This window comes from Streptomyces sp. NPDC046977, assembly GCF_040644455.1.
GTDB lineage: Bacteria > Actinomycetota > Actinomycetes > Streptomycetales > Streptomycetaceae > Actinacidiphila.
Genome location: NZ_JBEYWO010000003.1, coordinates 407156 through 427012 on the forward strand (window position 1 = coordinate 407156; position 19857 = coordinate 427012).

Annotated in this window: 19 protein-coding genes and 1 tRNA gene; 7 read left to right on the plus strand and 13 right to left on the minus strand. The window is 71.6% G+C overall.

Features of this window, described 5'->3' with window-relative positions:
• The first annotated feature begins 2 nt into the window (after positions 1 to 2).
• Positions 3 to 1418 (plus strand): site-specific integrase, encoded by a 1416-nt coding sequence (locus ABZ883_RS07005; protein ID WP_360902701.1) that lies wholly within the window; start codon positions 3 to 5, stop codon positions 1416 to 1418.
• Positions 1419 to 1553: 135 nt separating this feature from the next.
• Here ABZ883_RS07005 and ABZ883_RS07010 read toward each other — a convergent pair.
• A tRNA-Tyr gene (locus ABZ883_RS07010) sits at positions 1554 to 1635 on the minus strand.
• 187 nt (positions 1636 to 1822) lie between these two features.
• On the opposite strand from ABZ883_RS07010, the gene ABZ883_RS07015 reads away from it, so the two are divergent.
• From ABZ883_RS07015 to ABZ883_RS07030, 4 genes are all read left to right on the plus strand, one after another.
• Positions 1823 to 2311, plus strand: coding sequence for a YajQ family cyclic di-GMP-binding protein (locus tag ABZ883_RS07015; protein ID WP_360902704.1), 489 nt, complete (start codon positions 1823 to 1825; stop codon positions 2309 to 2311).
• Between the two features lie 252 nt (positions 2312 to 2563).
• The gene (locus tag ABZ883_RS07020; protein WP_360902707.1) at positions 2564 to 3883 is read left to right on the plus strand and encodes a radical SAM protein; all 1320 of its coding nucleotides are present in this window, start codon (positions 2564 to 2566) and stop codon (positions 3881 to 3883) included.
• Between the two features lies 1 nt (position 3884).
• Positions 3885 to 4337, plus strand: coding sequence for a flavodoxin family protein (locus ABZ883_RS07025; protein WP_360902710.1), 453 nt, complete (start codon positions 3885 to 3887; stop codon positions 4335 to 4337).
• Positions 4338 to 4425: 88 nt separating this feature from the next.
• Positions 4426 to 5808 (plus strand): FAD-binding oxidoreductase, encoded by a 1383-nt coding sequence (locus tag ABZ883_RS07030; RefSeq protein WP_360902713.1) that lies wholly within the window; start codon positions 4426 to 4428, stop codon positions 5806 to 5808.
• Between the two features lie 26 nt (positions 5809 to 5834).
• Here ABZ883_RS07030 and ABZ883_RS07035 read toward each other — a convergent pair whose 3' ends face one another.
• From ABZ883_RS07035 to ABZ883_RS07090, 12 genes are all read right to left on the minus strand, one after another.
• Positions 5835 to 6221: a YccF domain-containing protein gene (locus tag ABZ883_RS07035; RefSeq protein WP_360902716.1), complete on the minus strand. Its 387-nt coding sequence runs from the start codon at positions 6219 to 6221 to the stop codon at positions 5835 to 5837.
• Positions 6222 to 6278: 57 nt separating this feature from the next.
• On the minus strand, positions 6279 to 7139 hold the full coding sequence (gene htpX, locus ABZ883_RS07040; RefSeq protein WP_360902961.1) for a zinc metalloprotease HtpX: 861 nt from the start codon (positions 7137 to 7139) through the stop codon (positions 6279 to 6281).
• 119 nt (positions 7140 to 7258) lie between these two features.
• A complete protein-coding gene (locus tag ABZ883_RS07045; protein WP_360902719.1) occupies positions 7259 to 8773 on the minus strand; it encodes an NADH-quinone oxidoreductase subunit N in 1515 nt (504 codons plus the stop codon).
• Positions 8773 to 10338 carry an NADH-quinone oxidoreductase subunit M gene (locus ABZ883_RS07050; RefSeq protein WP_360902722.1) on the minus strand — a complete coding sequence of 522 codons (1566 nt, stop codon included), beginning with the start codon at positions 10336 to 10338 and terminating at the stop codon, positions 8773 to 8775. Before ABZ883_RS07050 ends, ABZ883_RS07045 begins: the two co-directional genes overlap by 1 nt.
• A gap of 3 nt (positions 10339 to 10341) precedes the next feature.
• Entirely contained in the window at positions 10342 to 12345 is a 2004-nt protein-coding gene (locus ABZ883_RS07055; protein WP_360902725.1) for an NADH-quinone oxidoreductase subunit L, read from the minus strand.
• Positions 12342 to 12740: an NADH-quinone oxidoreductase subunit NuoK gene (nuoK, locus tag ABZ883_RS07060; RefSeq protein WP_360902728.1), complete on the minus strand. Its 399-nt coding sequence runs from the start codon at positions 12738 to 12740 to the stop codon at positions 12342 to 12344. Before nuoK ends, ABZ883_RS07055 begins: the two co-directional genes overlap by 4 nt.
• The gene (locus tag ABZ883_RS07065; protein ID WP_360902731.1) at positions 12740 to 13312 is read right to left on the minus strand and encodes an NADH-quinone oxidoreductase subunit J; all 573 of its coding nucleotides are present in this window, start codon (positions 13310 to 13312) and stop codon (positions 12740 to 12742) included. The genes nuoK and ABZ883_RS07065 overlap by 1 nt, the downstream gene beginning before the upstream one ends.
• A complete protein-coding gene (locus tag ABZ883_RS07070; RefSeq protein WP_360902734.1) occupies positions 13309 to 13854 on the minus strand; it encodes an NADH-quinone oxidoreductase subunit I in 546 nt (181 codons plus the stop codon). Before ABZ883_RS07070 ends, ABZ883_RS07065 begins: the two co-directional genes overlap by 4 nt.
• On the minus strand, positions 13854 to 14816 hold the full coding sequence (nuoH, locus tag ABZ883_RS07075; RefSeq protein ID WP_360902737.1) for an NADH-quinone oxidoreductase subunit NuoH: 963 nt from the start codon (positions 14814 to 14816) through the stop codon (positions 13854 to 13856). The genes ABZ883_RS07070 and nuoH overlap by 1 nt, the downstream gene beginning before the upstream one ends.
• Positions 14813 to 16024 carry an NADH-quinone oxidoreductase subunit C gene (locus ABZ883_RS07080; RefSeq protein WP_360902740.1) on the minus strand — a complete coding sequence of 404 codons (1212 nt, stop codon included), beginning with the start codon at positions 16022 to 16024 and terminating at the stop codon, positions 14813 to 14815. Before ABZ883_RS07080 ends, nuoH begins: the two co-directional genes overlap by 4 nt.
• Positions 16021 to 16626 (minus strand): NADH-quinone oxidoreductase subunit B family protein, encoded by a 606-nt coding sequence (locus ABZ883_RS07085; RefSeq protein WP_360902743.1) that lies wholly within the window; start codon positions 16624 to 16626, stop codon positions 16021 to 16023. Before ABZ883_RS07085 ends, ABZ883_RS07080 begins: the two co-directional genes overlap by 4 nt.
• Positions 16617 to 16985: an NADH-quinone oxidoreductase subunit A gene (locus ABZ883_RS07090; protein ID WP_319658426.1), complete on the minus strand. Its 369-nt coding sequence runs from the start codon at positions 16983 to 16985 to the stop codon at positions 16617 to 16619. The genes ABZ883_RS07085 and ABZ883_RS07090 overlap by 10 nt, the downstream gene beginning before the upstream one ends.
• Before the next feature lie 200 nt (positions 16986 to 17185).
• On the opposite strand from ABZ883_RS07090, the gene ABZ883_RS07095 reads away from it, so the two are divergent.
• Together ABZ883_RS07095 and ABZ883_RS07100 are read left to right on the plus strand one after the other, a co-directional pair.
• On the plus strand, positions 17186 to 18346 hold the full coding sequence (locus ABZ883_RS07095; RefSeq protein ID WP_360902747.1) for a sensor domain-containing protein: 1161 nt from the start codon (positions 17186 to 17188) through the stop codon (positions 18344 to 18346).
• Between the two features lie 169 nt (positions 18347 to 18515).
• Positions 18516 to 19835 (plus strand): sensor domain-containing protein, encoded by a 1320-nt coding sequence (locus ABZ883_RS07100; RefSeq protein WP_360902964.1) that lies wholly within the window; start codon positions 18516 to 18518, stop codon positions 19833 to 19835.
• Positions 19836 to 19857: the final 22 nt, after the last annotated feature.

A 19857-nucleotide genomic window follows, 5' to 3' on the forward strand; every position in this document is an offset into this window, starting at 1 on the left:
CTATGAAACTGACGTATGACGTGCGCATTTACGCGCTAGAGACCCGCTCGGACCGACCCAAGCCATACCGGTTGCGCTGGCTTGTGGGTGCGAAGAAGCATTCCAAGAGCTACACACTCAAGGCTCAGGCAGACGGGCGACGCTCGGAGTTGATGAGCGCCGTACGTTCCGGCGATCAGTTCGATGAAGAGTCCGGCCTGCCGGTATCGGAGCTGAGGGCGCAGCGCGGTTCAGTCACCTGGTATCAGCACGCCCGTGACTACGTGGACCGCAAGTGGGACCTGGCGCCCGCCAAGTCGCGCAAGTCGTACGCCGATGCCCTGGCCACGATCACGCCCGCCCTCGTGAAGACGCGCGCCGGCATGCCAGAGCAATCCGCCCTGCGACGTGCCCTCTACGGCTGGGCTTTCAACCGGAACCGGTGGGCTGAGACCCCGCCCAAGGAGATCAGTGACTCCCTGGCGTGGATGGAGCGCCACTCACTTCCCATATCCGCGCTGGAGGATCCGGCGACTCTCCGACAGGCATTGGACGCCCTGGGGAAAAAGCTGGACGGCAAGCCGGCCGCCGCGCGTACCGCCCGCCGCAAGCGAGCGTGCCTGAGCGATGTCCTGGGCTTCGCTGTGGAGGCGCAGTACTTCACCATGCCGGTCAATCCCCTCGCCGCCGTGAAGTGGACGGCGCCGAAGACCGTCGAAGACGTGGACCCCGAGGCCGTCGCCAATCCTCGGCAGGTACGCGCTCTCCTTTCCGGTGTCCGGGAACAGGGCCAGCGAGGGGAGCTCCTGGAAGCGTTCTTCGGGTGTCTCTACTACGCCGCCATGCGCCCCGCCGAAGCCGCTGCCCTCACCCGGGACCGGTGCCACCTGCCGGACACCGGATGGGGGGTCCTGACCCTGAGGAGGGGCGTCGTACGGGCGGGCCGCGGCTGGACAAGGGACGGCAAGGCACATGAGGCCCGGCACCTGAAAGCCCGTGCCGAACAGGACTCACGGCCGGTGCCCATCCCTCCGCACTTCGTCGCAATGCTTCGGACCCACCTCGACCGACACGGCACCGCCCCGGATGGGCGCCTGTTCCGCACCGCGCGCGGTGGGCTGCTCCAAGAGAGCGGCTACGGGGACGTGTGGGCCAAGGCGAGGGCCGCAGCGCTCACAGAAGAGGAGGTGGCATCCCCGCTCGCCCGGCGCCCGTATGACCTTCGCCATGCGGGAGTCTCGTTCTGGCTGAGCTCGGGAGTAGACCCGATGGAGTGCGCACGGAGGGCTGGGCACAGCCTCGCCGTCCTTCTCCGGGTCTACGCCAAGGTGCTAGCGCATACCCGGGAGCGGGCCAACGAGCGCATCGACGCGGCGCTCAGGGAGTGGCACACGCCGGAGCCTCCGTCCCCCGGGGGACACCTGGGGGACACGCCCTGATCAGGGCTGTCACTCACCCGAGACAGGGCGAGACAAAGCCACTGTTTTCGGTTCTCGTTCGGGAGTGCTGAGATGAGTACGAAAAAAGCCCCTCTGATCAGCGTTTCTGCTGGTCAGGGGGGCTTTTCGTTCCTGTGGCGGCGCCAGGATTCGAACCTGGGTAGGCTAAGCCGACGGATTTACAGTCCGCTCCCATTGGCCACTCGGGCACACCGCCTGGGAAGTGTCTCCAGGGGCCGTTGTGCGTGGTCCCCGTGGCGACGTCGTAAACAATACCCGATGCCCGGGGGTGCTCCGCCACCCTATTGATCAGCGCCTCCGGCGGGTCGGATGGCTAGGCTTGCGGGAGCGGCCCGGTGGCGGGTCGCGGACCTGACGGATCAGAGCCAAGGAGCCAACAGAAGATGGCCGACTCCAGTTTCGACATCGTCTCGAAGGTCGAGCGGCAGGAGGTCGACAACGCCCTCAACCAGGCCGCGAAGGAGATCTCGCAGCGCTACGACTTCAAGAACGTCGGCGCTTCGATCGCGTGGTCCGGGGACAAGATCGCGATGCAGGCCAACTCGGAGGAAAGGGTCAAGGCGATCCTCGACGTCTTCGAGACCAAGCTGGTCAAGCGCGGGATCTCGCTGAAGGTGCTGGACGCGGGCGAGCCCCAGCTGTCCGGCAAGGAGTACAAGATCTTCGCGTCCATCGAGGAAGGCATCTCGCAGGACAACGCGAAGAAGGTCGCCAAGATCATCCGCGATGAGGGGCCGAAGGGCGTCAAGGCGCAGGTGCAGGGCGACGAGCTGCGGGTGAGCTCGAAGAGCCGGGACGACCTGCAGGAGGTCATCGCGCTGCTCAAGGGCAAGGACCTGGACTTCGCCCTGCAGTTCGTGAACTACCGCTGACCGCGGGCACGCCGAGGTCCCGGCCGGAGGAGGCGGCCGGGACCTTTGTCGTAGGCCGATGGGTCCGCGGGGGCGCCGGGCGCGCCGGCGCGGGCGGGTTTGGGCGGGTTTCACCACGAACCTGACACCGGGTGAACGGGAGGGGCCCCCATCGGAAACGCCCCGGCATGCGTAGGGTCTTTCGTTGAAGGTCTCCTCGGGCCCACCCCCCATGTGGGACCCGGGCAGTCGTCTCGAGGATGGAGCCGGGCAATGCAGAACCGCACCGCTGTGGTGGAAGACCTGATGGGCCGCTTCCCGCACGTGCCACGCGAAGCGGTCATCAAGGAGGACCTGCTGCGCGGCGGGATCGCGTTCGACGATTCCGCGCTGAGCGGTGGCGACGACGGCGATGTGAAACCGAAGTCGTACTTCATCTTCTCCTTCGACCACCGCACGCTGCCGGAGCTGGGCGCCGCCGCGCTGAACCGCCCGCCCGAGGAGATCGTGCTCACCGGCGGCCCGTACGACCTGCGCCGCACGGTGGTGTCGGTACGCGTCAACCCGGCGTCGCCGTACCGTGTGCAGGCCGGTGGCCGCGGGGTGCTCGGGCTGTACCTGGACGGGGTGCGCATCGCGGACGTGGGTCTGCCGCCGATGCCGGACTACTACCGGCACACCCTGGAGAACGGGAAGTCGGTGATGGAGGTCGCGCCGACGATCCAGTGGGGCTACCTCGTCTACCTGACGGTCTTCCGCGTCTGCCAGTACTTCGGCGCCAAGGCGGAGTGCCAGTACTGCGACATCAACCACAACTGGCGCCAGCACAAGGCGGCCGGCCGCCCCTACACGGGTGTGAAGCCGGTCGAGGAGGTGCTGGAGGCGCTGGAGATCATCGACAAGTACGACACGGCGAAGACCTCCACGGCGTACACCCTCACCGGTGGCGCGATCACCGGCAAGGTGGCGGGGCGCGACGAGGCCGACTTCTACGGGCACTACGCCAAGGCCATCGAGGAGCGCTTCCCCGGCCGCTGGATCGGCAAGGTCGTCGCCCAGGCGCTGCCCAAGGAGGACGTGCAGCGCTTCAAGGACTACGGCGTGCAGATCTACCACCCCAACTACGAGGTGTGGGACCGGCGGCTGTTCGAGCTGTACTGCCCCGGCAAGGAGCAGCATGTCGGCCGTGACGAGTGGCACTGCCGCATCCTGGACTCCGCCGAGATCTTCGGCCCGCGCAATGTGATCCCGAACTTCGTGGCGGGCGTGGAGATGGCCGAGCCGTTCGGCTTCAGCAGTGTCGGCGAGGCGATCGACTCCACTGCCGAGGGGCTGCGCTTCTTCATGTCGCGGGGCATCACGCCGCGCTTCACCACCTGGTGCCCCGAGCCGACGACGCCGCTCGGCAAGGCCAACCCGGAGGGCGCGCCGCTGGAGTACCACATCCGGCTGCTGGACGTGTACCGCGCGACGCTGGAGGAGTTCGGGCTGTCCTCGCCGCCCGGGTACGGTCCGGCGGGCCCGGGCAACGCCGTGTTCTCCGTCAGCTCCTTCATGGACAGCATCCCCGCCGCGCCGGCCGTGGTCGGCTGAGGTGGCCACGCTCCTGATCGTCCATCACACGCCCTCGCCGAATCTGCAGGCGATGTTCGAGGCGGTCGTCTCGGGCGCCACGACGGACGAGATCGAGGGCGTGGACGTCGTGCGGCGGCCCGCGCTGTCCGCGACGGCCTCCGACGTGCTGGCGGCGGACGCCTACCTGTTGGGCACGACCGCGAACCTCGGCTACATGTCGGGGGCGCTGAAGCACTTCTTCGACCAGGTCTACTACCCGTGCCTGGACGCCACGCGCGGCCGTCCCTTCGGCTACTGGGTGCACGGCGGGAGCGACGTCACGGGCACCGTGCGCGGGATCCGGTCGATCACCACGGGCCTGGGGTGGGAGCAGGCGGCCGCGGAGGTCACGGTCACCGGTGAGCCCTCCAAGGCCGATCTGGAGGCCTGCTGGGAGCTCGGGGCGACGCTGGCGGCGGGGCTGTCCGGCTAGGCCCGGCCGCCCCTCGGGGGCGGCCTGCGGCCCGACGTGCCCCGCCCGTACCCCCGTCCTACCGTGGAGGAGGAGAGAGGGGCACTCCATGGCACCCCGGGTACTCGACGACACGGCACTGGACGCGCTGCGTTCCGGCTTCGACGGCGAGGTCGTCACTCCGGGCGACCCGGTGTACGACGAGAACCGCACCGTCTTCAACGCGATGATCGACCGGCGTCCGGCGGTCGTCGCGCTCTGCGAGTCGTCCGGGGACGTGGCGTCGGCGCTCCGCTTCGCCGGGGAGCGCGGGCTGGAGGTCGCGGTGCGCGGTGGCGGGCACAGTGTCGCCGGCAACGCCCTGAACGACGGCGGCCTCGTGGTCGACCTCCGCCGGATGCACGCGGTGGTGGTCGATCCCCGGGCGCGTACGGCGCGGGTCGGGGGCGGCGCCCTGATGACCCATCTGGACCGCGCGACCCAGCCGTACGACCTGGCCACGACCGGTGGCCGGGTGTCGACGACCGGGGTGGGCGGTCTCGCCCTGGGCGGCGGTTCGGGGTGGCTGGAGCGCCGGTTCGGACTTGCCTGCGACAGCCTGGAGGAGGTCGAACTCGTCACCGCCGACGGCACCATGGTGCGTGCCGCGCAGGACGAGAACCCCGAGCTGTTCTGGGCTCTGCATGGTGGCGGCGGCAACTTCGGCGTAGCCACCTCCTTGACGCTGCGGCTGCACCAAGTGCCGCGGATGACCGCCGCCCTGCTGCTGTGGCCGTCGGCGGCGGGCCCCGAAGTCGTGCGCGCCTACCGGGACTTCATGGAGTCGGCACCGCCGGAGGTCGGCGGGGCCGTCCTCTATGCGACGGCGCCGCCGGAGGACTTCGTTCCGCCGCACATGGCGGGCGCTTTGGTGGCCGCCGCCTTGGTGACGTACATCGGCCAGGAGGAGCCGGCGCGGGAGCTGATCGCGCCGCTGCTGTCCCTCTCCCCCGAGGGCAGCATGATCGCCGAGCTTCCGTACGCGGAGCTGCAGTGCCTGCTGGACAATCCTCCGGGCTATCGCAACTACTGGTCGGCGGAGTACCTCTCCGCGCTGCCCGACGAGGCCGTGGAGCGCTTCTATGCGCGCTCCCGCGCGATGGTGGTCCCCTCCCCCTCGCAGCAGGTCCTCTTCCCCGGCGGCGGTGCCATGGCGCACGGTCCGGACGACTATCCGCTGCCGTGGCGTCGTGCCGCCTGGGTCGCCCATCCCTTCGGCCTGTGGGAGAGTCCCGCGGACGACGGCCGCGCCCGGCAGTGGGCCCACGACGTGCGCGAGGACATGAAGCCGTGGTCCATCGGCGCGGTCTACCTCAACTTCATCGGCGACGAGGGCGAGGGCCGGGTCATCGCCGGGTTCGGCGCGCACAATCTGAGCCGCCTCGCCCGCGTGAAGACCGAGTACGACCCGGGCAACGTCTTCCGGCTCAACCACAACATCGAGCCGGGCTGAGCCCGGCTGAGCCCGCGGCGGCGGCCCTACTCCTCGACGGGGACGATCTCGCGGCCGAGCGGCAGCAGGGAGATCGGCACCATCTTGAAGTTGGCGATGCCGAAGGGGATGCCGATGATCGTCAGGCAGAAGCCGACGCCCGCGACGACGTGACCGATGGCGAGCCAGATGCCCGCGAAGATCAGCCAGATGATGTTGCCGAGCGTCGAGGCGACGCCGGCGTCCGGGCGCTGCACCGTGGTGCGGCCGAACGGCCACAGCACGTAGTTGGCGATCCGCAGGGAGGCGATGCCCCACGGGATCGTGATGATGAAGATGAACATCAGCAGGCCGAGCAGGGCGTAGCCGATGGCCATCCACAGCCCCCAGATGATCAGCCACACGACGTTGAGAATGAGGTTGATCGTCTTCATGCTGTCAGCCTCCCACGGGAGCGCGGGCGGGGCCCGCGCGGGTTCGGTGGCCGGCGCTCAGCGGCGGTGGCCGGCCATCTCCTCCAGCCGGGCGATGCGCTCGGCCATCGGGGGGTGGGTCGAGAAGAGCTTGGACGCGTCGCTCGGGCGGAACGGGTTGGCGATCATCAGGTGGCTGGTGGTCTCCAGCCGCGGCTCGGGCCGCAGCGGCAGGCGCTTGGTGCCCGCGTCCAGCTTGCGCAGGGCGGAGGCCAGGGCGAGCGGGTCACCGGTGAGGCGGGCGCCGGAGGCGTCGGCCTCGTACTCGCGGGACCTGCTGACGGCGAGCTGGATCAGGGACGCGGCCAGCGGGCCCAGGATCATCAGGAGCAGCATGCCGAGCAGGCCGGGGCCCTCGTCGTCGTCGGAGCGGCCGATGGGGATCAGCCAGGCGAAGTTGACCAGGAACATCACGACGGAGGCCAGGGCGCCGGCCACCGAGGAGATGAGGATGTCGCGGTTGTAGACATGGCTGAGCTCGTGGCCGATGACGCCCCGCAGCTCGCGCTCGTCCAGGATGCGCAGGATGCCCTCGGTGCAGCACACCGCGGCGTTGCGCGGGTTGCGGCCGGTGGCGAAGGCGTTGGGCGCCTCGGTCGGCGAGATGTAGAGCCGGGGCATCGGCTGCCGTGCGGCGGTGGAGAGCTCGCGGACCATCCGGTAGAGCGCCGGGGCCTCGAACTCGCTCACCGGCCGCGCGCGCATCGCCCTCAGGGCGAGCTTGTCGCTGTTCCAGTAGGCGTACGCATTGGTGCCGAGCGCCACGACCAGCGCGACGATCAGTCCCGTACGCCCGAAGAAACTGCCGATGATCAGGATGAGTGCCGACAGTCCGCCGAGGAGCGCGGCGGTCTTCAGCCCGTTGTGCCGGCGGTGCACAGTCACCCTCCAAGATGTGCAGCAGGAAGACGTTTTCTCCGTTTTCCTAGGAGAACCTCCTGTAAGGGCCAACGCCACCGGGGGGGCGTTAGTTCCCTTGTGCGCTTTTCACAGAACGCTCAGAGCAGCGTGCTCGAAGCGAAGCGCAGGACGAGCTGCGGCGCGCCCGACAGGGCGACGCCGACGACGGCAGTGAGCGCGATGGCGGCCGTCAGGGGCGCGGGCGTACGGGTGCGCTCGGCGGATGTCGCGTCGGCGGCCGGGGCCTCCGCGCGGGTGAAGAGCACGGCCGTCCAGCGCAGGTAGTACACCAGGGCGATGACGACGTTGACGGCCATGACGGCGGCCAGCCAGCCCAGGCCCGCGTCGACCGCGGAGGAGAAGACGGCGACCTTGGCGAAGAGGCCGATGACGCCCGGCGGCAGGCCGGCCAGGCAGAGCAGGAAGAAGGCCATGGCCAGCGCCGCGAAGGGGTGGCGCGCGTACAGGCCGCGGTAGTCGGTGAGCCGGTTGCCGGGCGCGGTGCGGCCGACGAGGGCGGCGACGGCGAAGGCGCCGAGGTTCACGGCCCCGTACATCAGCGCGTACGCCAGGGTGATGCCGACCTGACGCTGCGGGTCGGCGTACGCGGCGGCGGCGACCGGCACCAGGAGGTAGCCCGCCTGGCCGATGGAGGACCAGGCCAGCAGGCGTACCGCGCTGCGCGACTGGCCGGGGCGCTGGCGCAGGGCGGCGACATTGCCGACGGTCATGGTGAGCGCGGCCAGCACCGCGACGGCGGGGCCCCACACGTGCGCGTACGGCTCGAAGGCGACGACCGTCACCAGGATGAGGCCGGAGAAACCGGCCGCCTTGCCGACGACGGAGAGGTAGCCCGCGACGGGCAGCGGGGCGCCGGTGTACGTGTCGGGCACCCAGAAGTGGAAGGGGGCGACGGCGAGCTTGAAGGCGAAGCCGACGACGGTGAGCGCGGCGCCCGCGGCGGCGAGGGTGTCCAGGCGGGGATCGACCGTGTCCAGGCCCCGGGCGACGGCGGTCAGGTGCAGGGTGCCGGTGGCGGCGTAGACGAAGCTGACGCCCAGCAGGGTGACCGCGGTCGCCGCGACGGAGGTGAGGAAGAACTTCAGTGCCGCCTCGCCCGACAGCCGGTCGCCGCGGCGCAGGCCGACGAGGGCGAAGGACGGCAGCGTGGTGACCTCCAGCGCGATGACCAGGGTCGCCAGGTCGCGGGAGGCGGGCAGCAGGGCGGCGCCGGCGGCCGAGGACAGCAGCAGGAACCAGAACTCGCCGGCCGGCATCTTCTCCATCAGGTGCACGGAGAGCAGGGCGGCGACCAGTGCTCCGGCCAGCACCAGTAGCTGGACGACCAGGGTGAAGTGGTCGGCGACGTAGGAGCACTCGCGGGGGCTGCCGACGAGGCAGAAGGTGGTGCGGTCGCCGTCCAGCAGCGGCAGCAGGCCGAGCCCGGCCAGGACGAGGCCGCCGACGGTGATCCAGGCGAGCGCCTGCTTGCGGCCCTCGGGGAGGAACAGGTCGGTCACGAGGACGACCAGCGCGGCCGCCGCGACGACGGCGGGCGGCGCGATCGCCGCCCAGTCGACGGACTGGATGACGGAGGTGGCGAGGGGGCTCATCAGCTGCCTCCGAGCAGGGAGCGCACGGCCGGGTCGGTCAGGCCGAGCAGGACGGCGGGCCACAGGCCGGCCAGGACGGTGAGGGCGACCAGCGGGGTCCATGCGGCGAACTCGTAGCCCCGGACGTCGGCGAGGGCCGGGGCGCCGGTGACGGTGTCGCGGTCGCCCATGCAGACGCGGCGCACGACGACCAGGAGGTACGCGGCGGTCAGCAGGGTGCCGAACGCGGCGATCGCGGTGAACGTCAGGTACGCGCCCCGGTCCAGGCCCGCGGCGGGCTTGAAGGAGCCGAACATGGCCAGCATCTCGCCCCAGAAGCCGGCCAGGCCCGGCAGGCCGAGGGAGGCGACGGCGGCGAAGGCCAGCAGGCCGCCCATCCGGGGGGCGCGGCCGTAGAGCGCGGCGCCGGTCCGGCCGGCGAGGCCGTCCAGGTCGGTGGTGCCGTAGCGGTCCTTCAGGGCGCCGACCAGGAAGAAGAGCAGGCCGGTGATCAGGCCGTGGGCGATGTTGGCGAAGAGCGCGCCGTTGACGCCGGTCGGGGTCAGCGTGGCGATGCCCAGCAGGACGAAGCCCATGTGGCCGACGGAGCTGTAGGCGATCAGGCGCTTGAGGTCGCCGCCGGAGCCGCTGCGGGCCAGCGCCAGGCAGGCCAGCGATCCGTAGATGATGCCGACGACGGCGAAGGCGGCCAGGTAGGGAGCGAAGGTCCGCATGCCGTCGGGGGCGACCGGCAGGAGGATGCGCACGAAACCGTAGGTGCCCATCTTCAGCAGGACACCGGCCAGCAGCACGGAGCCGACGGTGGGGGCCGCGGTGTGGGCGTCGGGGAGCCAGCTGTGCAGCGGCCACATCGGGGCCTTCACGGCGAGGCCGATGCCGATGGCGAGGACGGCGATCAGTTGCGTGGAGTGACTCAGCGGTGACGCGTTGTCAGTGGCGAGTGCCACCATGTCGAATGTGCCGGCCTTCACCCCGACGAGGAGCAGGCCGAGCAGCATGACCACGGAACCGAGCAGCGTGTAGAGGATGAAGCGGAGGGCGGACTTCTCCCGGTTCTCGCCGCCCCAGCGGGCGATGAGGAAGTACATCGGGATCAGGACCGTCTCGAAGGCCAGGAAGAAGAGCACCAGGTCGAGCACGGCGAAGGTCGCCAGCGTGCCCGACTCCAGCAGGAGCAGGAGCGCGACGAACGCCTTCGGGGAGGGGCCCGCGGGCATCTTGAAGTAGCTGTAGAGCGCGCAGAGGAAGGTCAGCAGCGCGGTCAGGACGAGGAGGGGGAGGCTGATGCCGTCGACACCGAGGTGGAGGTGGATGCCGAGCGCCGGGATCCAGTTGATGTCGGTGGTGGCCTGCATCGTCGCCGGCCTGCCGTGGTCGAACCCGGCGGCCAGGACGACGGTGAGTGCGAGCACGAGACCGGTGACGGTCACCCCGTGGCGCAGCACGGCCTGGTCGGGGCTCTTGCCCTTCAGGCCGGGCGGGGGCGGCAGCAGGGCGCCGACGGCGCCGAGCAGCGGCAGGACGACGACGGCCGCGAGGACGTACTGGAGGACGGTGTCGTTCACGGCTCACGCTCCGACGGCGACGAGGACGGCGAGGATCACGGAGCCGGCCAGCAGCACGCTGACGTAGGTCTGCACATTGCCCGTCTGGGCGCGGCGCACGGCCGCGCCGAGCAGCCGGGGCAGGCCGCCCGCGCCGCGCACGTACGTCTCCACGACCTCCCGGTCGAGGAAGCGGACCAGGCCGGCCGCGGCCAGCACGGGGCGGACGAACAGCGCCGAGTAGACGGTGTCGAGGTGGAAGCCGTGCGAGGCGGGGCCGAAGAGCGGGCCGAGCAGCAGGCGTCCGGGATCGGCGGGGTCGTGGGCGGCGGCGACGTCGCCGTAGACCTGCTCGTGCGTCTGCAGCGCGGCGGCCTCGGTGAGGGCGGGCTCCGCCTCGGCGGCCTCGGCGGTCACGACCGCGCCGAGCGGGGCGCGGCGGCGGGCGGACATCGCCTGCCAGGCGCCGTAGGTGGCGATCACACCGACGAGGGAGAGGCCGACGCCGAGGATCGAGGTCACCAGGGTGGGGGCGAGTTCGTCGCCGTCGAACCAGGTGGGCAGGTCGAGGAGGGAGGGCACCAGGGAGACCGCGCCGAAGGCGAGGGTGGGGATCGCCAGCACCCACAGCACGGCGTTCATGACGGCCGGTTCCTTGGCGTGGGCCTCGGGGGCGGCGGGCCCGTGGCCGCGGAAGGCGAGCAGGAAGAGCCGGGTGGCGTAGCCCGCGGTCAGCACGGCCGTGACCAGGGCGGCGACCAGGACCAGCCAGCCGACCGCCGCCGGGACGCCCTCGGCGTGCCCGGAGGAGGCGTGCTCGGCGGCGCGCAGCACGGACTCCTTGGAGAAGAAGCCGGAGAAGGGAGGGATCGCGGCCAGGGCCGCCAGGGCGATGCCCATCGTCCACATGGCGTCCGGGGCGCGCTTGCCGACGTCGCCCATGCGGGACATGGCGGCGAGCGAGTTGGTGCCGGCGGCGTGGATGACCACGCCCGCGGCGAGGAAGAGCAGGGCCTTGAAGGCGCCGTGCGACAGGAGGTGGAAGACGGCGGCGCCGCGGTCGCCGACGGCCAGGGCGCCGGCCATGTAGCCGAGCTGGCCGATCGTGGAGTACGCCAGGACGCGCTTGATGTCGTCCTGGGCGAACGCCGCGAGCCCCGAGCCGACCATGGTGACGGCGGCCATCGCCCCGAGTACCGCGAGCACCGCGGCGGACGCCTCGAAGACCGGCAGCAGCCGGGCGACGAGGTAGATGCCGGCGGCGACCATGGTGGCGGCGTGGATCAGCGCGGACACCGGGGTCGGGCCGGCCATGGCGTCCGGCAGCCAGGTGTGCAGCGGGAACTGCGCGGACTTGCCCGCCACACCGGCGAGCAGCAGCAGGCCGATCACGGTCGGGTGGGCGAGTTCGCCGTGGGTCGCCGCGGTGAGGATGCCGTTGATCCGGAACGTCCCGGCGTCGGCGGCCAGCGCGAAGACACCGATCAGGAAGGGGACGTCGCCGAGCTTGGTGACCAGGAACGCCTTGAGGGAGGCGGTGCGGGCGACCTCGGTCTCCCAGTAGTGGCCGACCAGGAAGTACGAGCAGATGCCCATGATCTCCCAGCCCACCAGCAGCACCATCAGGTCACCGGTGTAGACGACCAGGGACATGGCGGCGGTGAAGAGGGAGACGAGCGCGGAGTAGGAGGCGTAGCGCGGGTCGTCGCGCAGGTAGGCCGTCGAGTACAGCTGCACGCAGGTCGCGACGAGGCCGACGAGCACGGCGATCAGCACCGAGAAGCCGTCGAGGTGCAGGGCGAGGTCGATGGGGACCGAGCCGGTCGGCGTCAGCCGGGTGGCCGCGTCGGTGGCCGCTCCGCTGCCCTGGCGCGTGGCGACGATCACGGCGAGCACGAAGGCGGTCGCCGTCGGCAGGACGGCCAGCGGCCGGACGAAACCGGGCGCGGTACGGCCGAGCAGCAGGGCGCCGGCGGCGCCGAGGAAGGGGAGCAGGGGGACGAGGACGGCGAGGGTCGTCAGGGTCACGCGGCGGCCTCGGCGTTCTTCTCGGGATTCCCGGGCGTCCCGGGCGTCTCGGGTGCGGCGGTGGACACGCCCCCATCGTCCTCGCCGTCCCCGGCGGCGAGTTCGGTGAGCCGGTCGATGTCCGAGGTGCCCCGGTTGCGGTACACGAGCAGGACGATGGCGAGTCCGATGCCGATCTCGGCGGCGGCGATGACGATCACGAAGAGCGTCAGCGCCTGCCCCGCGTGCAGGGTGTCGCGCAGCCACACGTCGAAGGCGACCAGATTGAGGTTGACCGCGTTCAGCATCAGCTCGACCGACATCAGGACGAGGATCGCGTTGCGCCGGGCGAGGACGCCGTACAGGCCGACGGAGAACAGGAGGACGGCCAGGACCGCGGGATAGGCGAGATGCATCAGCGCTCCCCGGACTGCTGACGGGACGGCTTGCGGGACAGCACGACGGCGCCGACGAGCGCGGCCAGCAGGAGCACGGACAGCGCCTCGAACGGCAGCACCCAGTGCCGGAAGAGGATCTGGCCGGTGACCTTGGTGGAGCCCTGCACTCCGCGGTCCACGTCGATCCAGGTGGCCCGGAAGGCGTCGACGACCAGCCACACCAAGGTGCCCGCGGACGCGATGCCGACGGTCAGCGCGGCGATCCGGTTGCCCGAGTCGGCGTCCGGCGAGGCGCCGATGGGCGCCTTGGTGAGCATCAGGCCGAACAGCACCAGGACGACGACCGAGCCGACGTAGATCAGTACCTGCACCCAGGCGATGAACTCGGCGGTGAGCAGGAGGTATTCGACGGCGACGCCGCCGAGCGCGACGACCAGCCAGAGGGCGGCGTGCACCAGGTGCTTGGTGGTGACGCTCACCACCGCCGCGGCGAGCGTGGCGATGCCGACGAGCACGAAGACGATCTCGACGCCTGTCGGGGACAGGAAGCCCGGGTGGGCCGCGGCGGCGAGGTTCTCGCGGAGGTTCACGCGTCGCCCTCCGCCTGCTCGGCGGCGGCCGCGGCCTTCTCGGCGGCCTTGCGCGCCGCGCCGAGTTCCTTGGGCTCCTCGGCGGCGGGGTCGAGCGGCGGCGGGGCGGGCACCGTCCACATCCAGTCGCGCAACTTGTCGCGCTCGTGGGTGAGGTCGAGGATGTCGGTCTCCGCGTACTCGAACTCCGGCGACCAGAACAGCGCGTCGAAGGGGCACACCTCGATGCAGATGCCGCAGTACATGCAGAGCGAGAAGTCGATGGCGAAGCGGTCCAGCACATTGCGGCTGCGCTCGCGGCCGCCGGGCGCGGCGGCCGGCATCGTCTCCTTGTGGGAGTCGATGTAGATGCACCAGTCGGGACACTCGCGCGCGCACAGCATGCAAACCGTGCAGTTCTCCTCGAACAGCGCGATCACGCCGCGGCTGCGCGGCGGGAGTTCGGGCTGCGCCTCCGGGTACTGCGCGGTGTGCGAACGCCGCGTCATCGTGCGGAGGGTGACGGCCAGGCCCTTGGCGAGGCCGGTTCCGGGGATGCCCATCAGGAGATCACCACCTTCACCACGCCGGTGAGCGCGATCTGGGCGAGGGCGAGCGGGATGAGGAAGGTCCAGGCGAAGCGCTGGAGCTGGTCCTCGCGCATGCGGGGGTAGGTGACCCGCAGCCAGATGACGACGAAGGCCAGCAGACCGGTCTTGACCAGCGTCCACAGCCAGCCGAGGCTGTCGGACCACGGGCCGTGCCAGCCGCCCAGGAACAGGACGGCGGTCAGCCCACACAGCACGACGATGCCCGCGTACTCGGCGAGCAGGAACAGCGCGAAGCGCAGGCCCGTGTACTCGGTGTACGCCCCGAAGATGATCTCCGAGTCGGCCACCGGCATGTCGAACGGCGGCCGCTGGAGCTCGGCCAGGCCCGCGGTGAAGAAGACGACGGCGCCGATGAGCTGCCACGGCGTCCACCACCACTGGTACGCCTCGACGATGCCGGGCAGCGAGAGTGTCCCGGCGGCCATCGCGACGGACGCGGCGGCCAGCAGCATCGGCAGCTCGTACGACATCAGCTGCGCGGCGGTCCGCAGGCCGCCGAGCAGGGAGAACTTGTTGGCCGAGGCCCAGCCCGCCATGAGCGAGCCCAGCACGCCGACGCCCATCACGGCCAGTACGAAGAACAGGCCGGCGTCGATGGTCTGGCCCACGAGGCCGTTCGGGCCGAGCGGGATCGCGGCGAGGACGAGGAGGTAGGGCAGCAGCGCGACGGCCGGCGCCATCTGGAAGACCTTGCGGTCGGCGTCGGCCGGGACCACGTCCTCCTTCTGCGCGAACTTCACGCCGTCGGCGACGAGTTGCGCCCAGCCGTGGAAACCGCCCGCGTACATCGGGCCGAGCCGGCCCTGCATGTGGGCCATCACCTTGTGCTCGGTCTGGCCGACGACGAGGGGCAGCACAAGGAAGACGACGAGGACGGCGAGCAGCCGGAGGATCACGTCGAGTGCGTCGCTCACGGGGTGCCGCCTCCTTCTGCGTCGTCATGGCCGGGGCTGCCGGCGGTGTCGGGCTGCCGGTTTGCGTCGGGCTGCCCTTCCGCGGCCGGCGATTCCGCTGGGGGCTCGGCCGGTGCGGGTTCCTGCGGGGCCGCTCCCGGCGCCGGGCCGGTGGCGGGCGTGTCACGGGGGACGTCCGGGGTGCGCTTGTGGGGCGTCGCAGGGGTGCCGGCGGCATCACCGCCCGGTACGGACGGCGCGGCTTCTCCCTCCGCGGCCGGCGAACCCGCGGGAGGCTCGGCCGGTGCGGGTTCCTGCTGGACCGCTTCCGGCGCCGGGCCGGTGGCGGGGGTGTCACGGGGGACGTCCCAGGGGGCGTCCGGGGTGGGCCTGCGGGGCGTCGCGGAGGGCTCCGCGGGCACCTCCGCGGTCCCGGCGGCACCGGTCCGGCTGACGGAGCCGTCGCCCGCCGAGCGGGTACGGCGCGGCGGCGCGGCCGGGGCTGCGGCGCCCTGGCTCACGGAGCCCTCGCCGACGCTGCGCGCGCGCCGTGCGGGGCGCTCACCAGGGGCGGCGGCCGCACCGGCGCCGGCGGCGCGCGGGGTACGGGCGGGCCGTGCCGGGGCGGGCGGGAGCTGGCCCTTCAGCGGACCCCAGTCGTTGGGGTCGGGCACGCCCGGGGGCAGCATCTGGCGGCGCTTGGGCCCGCCGTGCGCCGCTCCCGCCGAGGGCTCCCCTGGCTCCTTCGCTCCCGGCCACGCCTTCGCCACCCGCGCCGCCAGGACGAAGTCCTTGCGCAGCGGGTGCCCCTCGAATCCGTCGGGCAGCAGCAGCGGCGCCAGGTGCGGGTGGCCGGTGAAGCCGACGCCGAACATCTCGTGGGTCTCGCGCTCGTGCCAGGCGGCGCCCGCCCAGACCTCGGTGGCGGTCGGCAGCACCGGCGCCTCGTGCGGGACGGTGGTGCGGATCAGCAGCCGCCGCACCGATCCGGGCGACGGCGCGACGACATGGGCGCAGACCTGGAAGCCGGTGCCGGGCTCGTCGACCGCGCTGAGCCAGTCGAAGAAGGTGCAGCCGAGCACGTCACGGGCGGCCCGCAGGGCGCCGGTCCAGGCGCCGGCGGGCACGTCCACGGTGAGCAGGCCGTACGTCTCCTCCGCCGTGGCCTCCGGGCCGAAGACCTCGGCGACGGCGGCCGGGTCGGGCAGCCGGTCGAAGGGGCTGGTCACGGCGCGGCCTCCCCGGGCGGCGGCGGTGCCTGCACCAGGCCGCTGCGCAGCGCGCGGGCGGAGGGCTGCGGGGTGCCGCCCTCGCCGTACCGCTCGCCCAGCGACTCGCGGGCGATCTTCTCCTGGAGCTTGAGGATGCCCTGGAGCAGCGCCTCGGGCCGCGGCGGGCAGCCGGGCACGTAGACGTCGACGGGGATGATCTGGTCGACGCCCTTGGTGACGGCGTACGAGTCCCAGTAGGGCCCGCCGCAGTTGGAGCAGGCTCCAAAGGAGATGACGTACTTCGGTTCGGGCATCTGCTCGTACAGGCGCTTGACGGCGGGCGCCATCTTGTCGGTCACCGTGCCCGACACGATCATGAGGTCGGCCTGGCGCGGGCCGGGCGCGAAGGGGATCACGCCGAGCCGGATGAAGTCGTGCCGGGCCATGGAGGCGGCGATGAACTCGATGGCGCAGCAGGCGAGCCCGAAGTTGAAGACCCACAGGCTGTAGCGGCGGCCCCAGTTGAGGACCACCTTCATGGGTTCGGGTGCGAGGCGGGCCAGTGTGCCGAGCCGGCGGGGCTCGGGCAGGTACTGGGGCTCGGGGGTGGTCACGTCCATTCCAGGACCCCCTTCTTCCATGCGTAGAGCAGGCCGACGGCGAGGAAGCCGAGGAAGACGAACATCTCCACCAGCGTCGTGCCGCCGTACCCCGGGGCCGCGTAGACCGTCGCCCACGGGAAGAGGAAGACCGCGTCGACCGCGAAGATCACGTAGAGGAAGGAGTAGACGTAGTAGCGGATCTGGGTGTGCGCCCAGCCCTCGCCGACCGGGTCGACGCCGCACTCGTACGTGAGCATCTTCTCCTGCGTGGGCACGACCGGCCGCAGCAGACGGCCGGCCCCGAAGGCCACGGCCACGAAGAGCACCCCGAGTACCGCGACCAGGCCGACGACCGAGTAGCCGTGGAAGTAGTCCACGTCCGTCCGCCCCTCGTCTCTCGTCGTTCACGCGTTGTCCAGCGATCCCGGTGGATCTTTAGACGATCTGTACGAACGGAGTCTAGGCCCTGCCCCAGGCGCCGCAGGCACCCCTCCTGGACGGGGTACGGATAACCCCACCTTGTCCCGCAGGCGCACCCCATGGCGGCAACCCCCCGCGCACCGGCAGGCTTGGCGCCATGACCACCAACTCCCAGCGCGGGGACGCCCCGCTCCCGCCGGCGCGGCTGGCCTTCGACCCGGCGACGTGGAAGGAGATCGCGTTTCTCCTGACGAATCTGGCGGTCGACATCGCGGGCTTTGTCTACGTCGTCGTCGTGCTGTCCCTGGGCATCGGCCTGTCGGTCACGGTGGTCGGCCTGCCGCTGCTGGCGATGGGCCTGGCCGGCTGCCGGCTGCTGGGGTGGCTGGAGCGGATCCGGGCGCGCGGGCTGCTCGGGGTGGCGGTGGACGAGCCGCGCCGGCTGCGGCCGGGGCGGATGGGCTTCTTCCCGTGGCTGTGGACGTCGTTGAAGGACCCGGTGGCGTGGCGGCACGCCCTGTACTTCCTCGCCCGGCTGCCGTGGGGCATCGCGACCTTCACCATCGCCTTGACCTCGCTGTTCGTGGCGTGGCCGGTGCTGCCGTTCATCGCGCGGGGGCTGGCGAACGCGGACCGGGCGATGGTGCGCGGGCTGCTGTCGCCCTCGGACGAGCTGGAGCGCCGCATCGCCGAGCTGGAGTCGGACCGGGGCACCGTGGTGGACACCGCCGCCGCCGACCTGCGGCGCATCGAGCGCGACCTGCACGACGGCGCCCAGGCCCGCCTGGTGGCCCTGGCCATGGACCTGGGCCTGGCCAAGGAGAAGCTGCTGGAGGATCCGGAGGCGGCGGCCAGGATGGTCGGCGACGCCCACGGAGAGGTGAAGCTCGCCCTGCAGGAGCTGCGCGACCTGGCCCGCGGCATCCACCCTGCGGTCCTCACCGACCGCGGCCTGGACGCGGCCCTGTCCTCGGTGGCCGCACGCTGCACCGTCCCCGTGCAGGTGAGCGTGGACCTGCAAGCCCGCCCGGCGCCCGCCATCGAGGGCATCGCCTACTTCACCGTCTCCGAGCTGCTCCAGAACATCAGCAAGCACAGTGGTGCGCGCCGTGCCGCGGTGGAGCTGTGGCGGTCCGACGGGCGGCTGATGATCCAGGTGCGGGACGACGGCAGGGGCGGGGCGAGCACCGCGAGCGGCAGCGGTCTGGCCGGGCTGGCCGAACGGCTGGGCTCCGTGGACGGCCTGCTGGTCATCGACTCCCCGCAGGGCGGCCCCACGACGGTGACCGCCGAACTCCCCTGGCGCGACCGCGGCTGACCGCGGGACCGGCTGCGTCCGGCGTCCCCAGGGCCGGGGTGGGGTTTTCCCCAGGTGGAAGAGGCCGATCGGCACCATGGGGCGGGCGGTCCTGGGCGGCGAGGCTGGAAGCGTGCACAGAAGAGGGGCACGACGGCACCACAGGCACAGGGAGAGGAACGACGTGACCATGGCATACGGTTTCCCGGAGCCGCGAGAGCACCAGCACCGGCTGCCCGCGGCGCTGCGAGCGCCGATCGAGGCGCGCACCTGGCGTGAGCTCCTGTATCTGCTGCTCAACCTGCCGATGGGGATCATCGGCTTCGTCTTCGCCGTCACAATGCTGTCCCTGGGCGCCGGTCTGCTGGTGACCTTCCTCGGCCTGCCGGTCCTCGCGGTGGCGCTGGCCGGGTGCCGCGGCCTCGGCGTGGTGGAGCGCGAGCGGGCCCGCAAGTGCCTGCACCTGGACGTGGCCGAGCCGGCGTGGCCGCGGCGGAAGCCCGGGCAGGGCTTCCTGGCGTGGCTGGGCGGCCAGCTCACCAACGGCACGTCCTGGCGGCACGTCCTCTACTGCTTCGTGCACTTCCCGTGGGGCGTCTTCACCTTCTCCGTGGCGATCTCCTTCTTCACCTACGGATGGGGCATGCTCACCTACCCGCTGTGGCGGTGGGTCTTCCCGGCGTACACCGACCAGCCGGGCCTGCAGCTGTACGGGGACGGGCACGGCCGCGGCTGGTACCTGGACTCCCCCTTCGAGCTGGCCGCCACCTCGGCGGTGGGGCTGCTGCTGGTGCTGGTCACGCCGTGGCTGATCCGCGGCATGGCGTACGTCGACCGGGGGCTGGTCTCCGGGCTGCTCGGCCCGTCCCGGCTGGCCAGCCGGGTCACGGAGCTGGAGAGCGACCGCGGAGTGGTCGTGGACACCGCCGCCGCCGACCTGCGGCGCATCGAGCGCGACCTGCACGACGGCGCACAGGCCCGCCTGGTGGCCCTGGCCATGGACCTGGGCCTGGCCAAGGAGAAGCTGCTGGAGGACCCTGAGGCCGCCGCGACCATGGTCGAGGAGGCGCACGGCGAGGTGAAGCTCGCCCTCCAGGAACTGCGCGACCTGGCCCGCGGCATCCACCCGGCGGTCCTCACCGACCGCGGCCTGGACGCGGCCCTGTCCTCGGTGGCCGCACGCTGCACCGTGCCCGTGCAGGTGAGCGTGGACCTGCAGGCCCGCCCGGTCCCGGCGATCGAGGGCATCGCCTACTTCACCGTCTCCGAACTGCTCCAGAACATCAGCAAGCACAGTGGTGCCTCGCGGGCGAGCGTCGACCTGTGGCGCTCCGGCGACCGGCTGATGATCCACGTCGTCGACAACGGCAGGGGCGGGGCGAGCACCGCGAGCGGCAGCGGTCTGGCCGGGCTCGCCGAACGGCTGGGCGCGGTGGACGGTGTGCTGGCGGTGGACTCCCCGGCCGGCGGCCCGACGACCGTCGCCGCGGAGCTGCCCTGGCGCACCTGAGCGACGAACCGGTCCCCCGCCC

What these genes read in the sequence shown, in the direction of transcription:
- ABZ883_RS07005 (WP_360902701.1), top strand. Translation starts at nt 3, where the DNA reads ATGAAACTGACGTATGACGTGCGCATTTACGCGCTAGAGACCCGCTCG.
- ABZ883_RS07015 (WP_360902704.1), top strand. Translation starts at nt 1,823, where the DNA reads ATGGCCGACTCCAGTTTCGACATCGTCTCGAAGGTCGAGCGGCAGGAG.
- ABZ883_RS07020 (WP_360902707.1), top strand. Translation starts at nt 2,564, where the DNA reads ATGCAGAACCGCACCGCTGTGGTGGAAGACCTGATGGGCCGCTTCCCG.
- ABZ883_RS07030 (WP_360902713.1), top strand. Translation starts at nt 4,426, where the DNA reads ATGGCACCCCGGGTACTCGACGACACGGCACTGGACGCGCTGCGTTCC.
- ABZ883_RS07035 (WP_360902716.1), bottom strand. Translation starts at nt 6,221, where the DNA reads ATGAAGACGATCAACCTCATTCTCAACGTCGTGTGGCTGATCATCTGG.
- ABZ883_RS07045 (WP_360902719.1), bottom strand. Translation starts at nt 8,773, where the DNA reads ATGAGCCCCCTCGCCACCTCCGTCATCCAGTCCGTCGACTGGGCGGCG.
- nuoK (WP_360902728.1), bottom strand. Translation starts at nt 12,740, where the DNA reads ATGCATCTCGCCTATCCCGCGGTCCTGGCCGTCCTCCTGTTCTCCGTC.
- ABZ883_RS07070 (WP_360902734.1), bottom strand. Translation starts at nt 13,854, where the DNA reads ATGGGCATCCCCGGAACCGGCCTCGCCAAGGGCCTGGCCGTCACCCTC.
- ABZ883_RS07085 (WP_360902743.1), bottom strand. Translation starts at nt 16,626, where the DNA reads ATGGACGTGACCACCCCCGAGCCCCAGTACCTGCCCGAGCCCCGCCGG.
- ABZ883_RS07095 (WP_360902747.1), top strand. Translation starts at nt 17,186, where the DNA reads ATGACCACCAACTCCCAGCGCGGGGACGCCCCGCTCCCGCCGGCGCGG.
- ABZ883_RS07100 (WP_360902964.1), top strand. Translation starts at nt 18,516, where the DNA reads ATGGCATACGGTTTCCCGGAGCCGCGAGAGCACCAGCACCGGCTGCCC.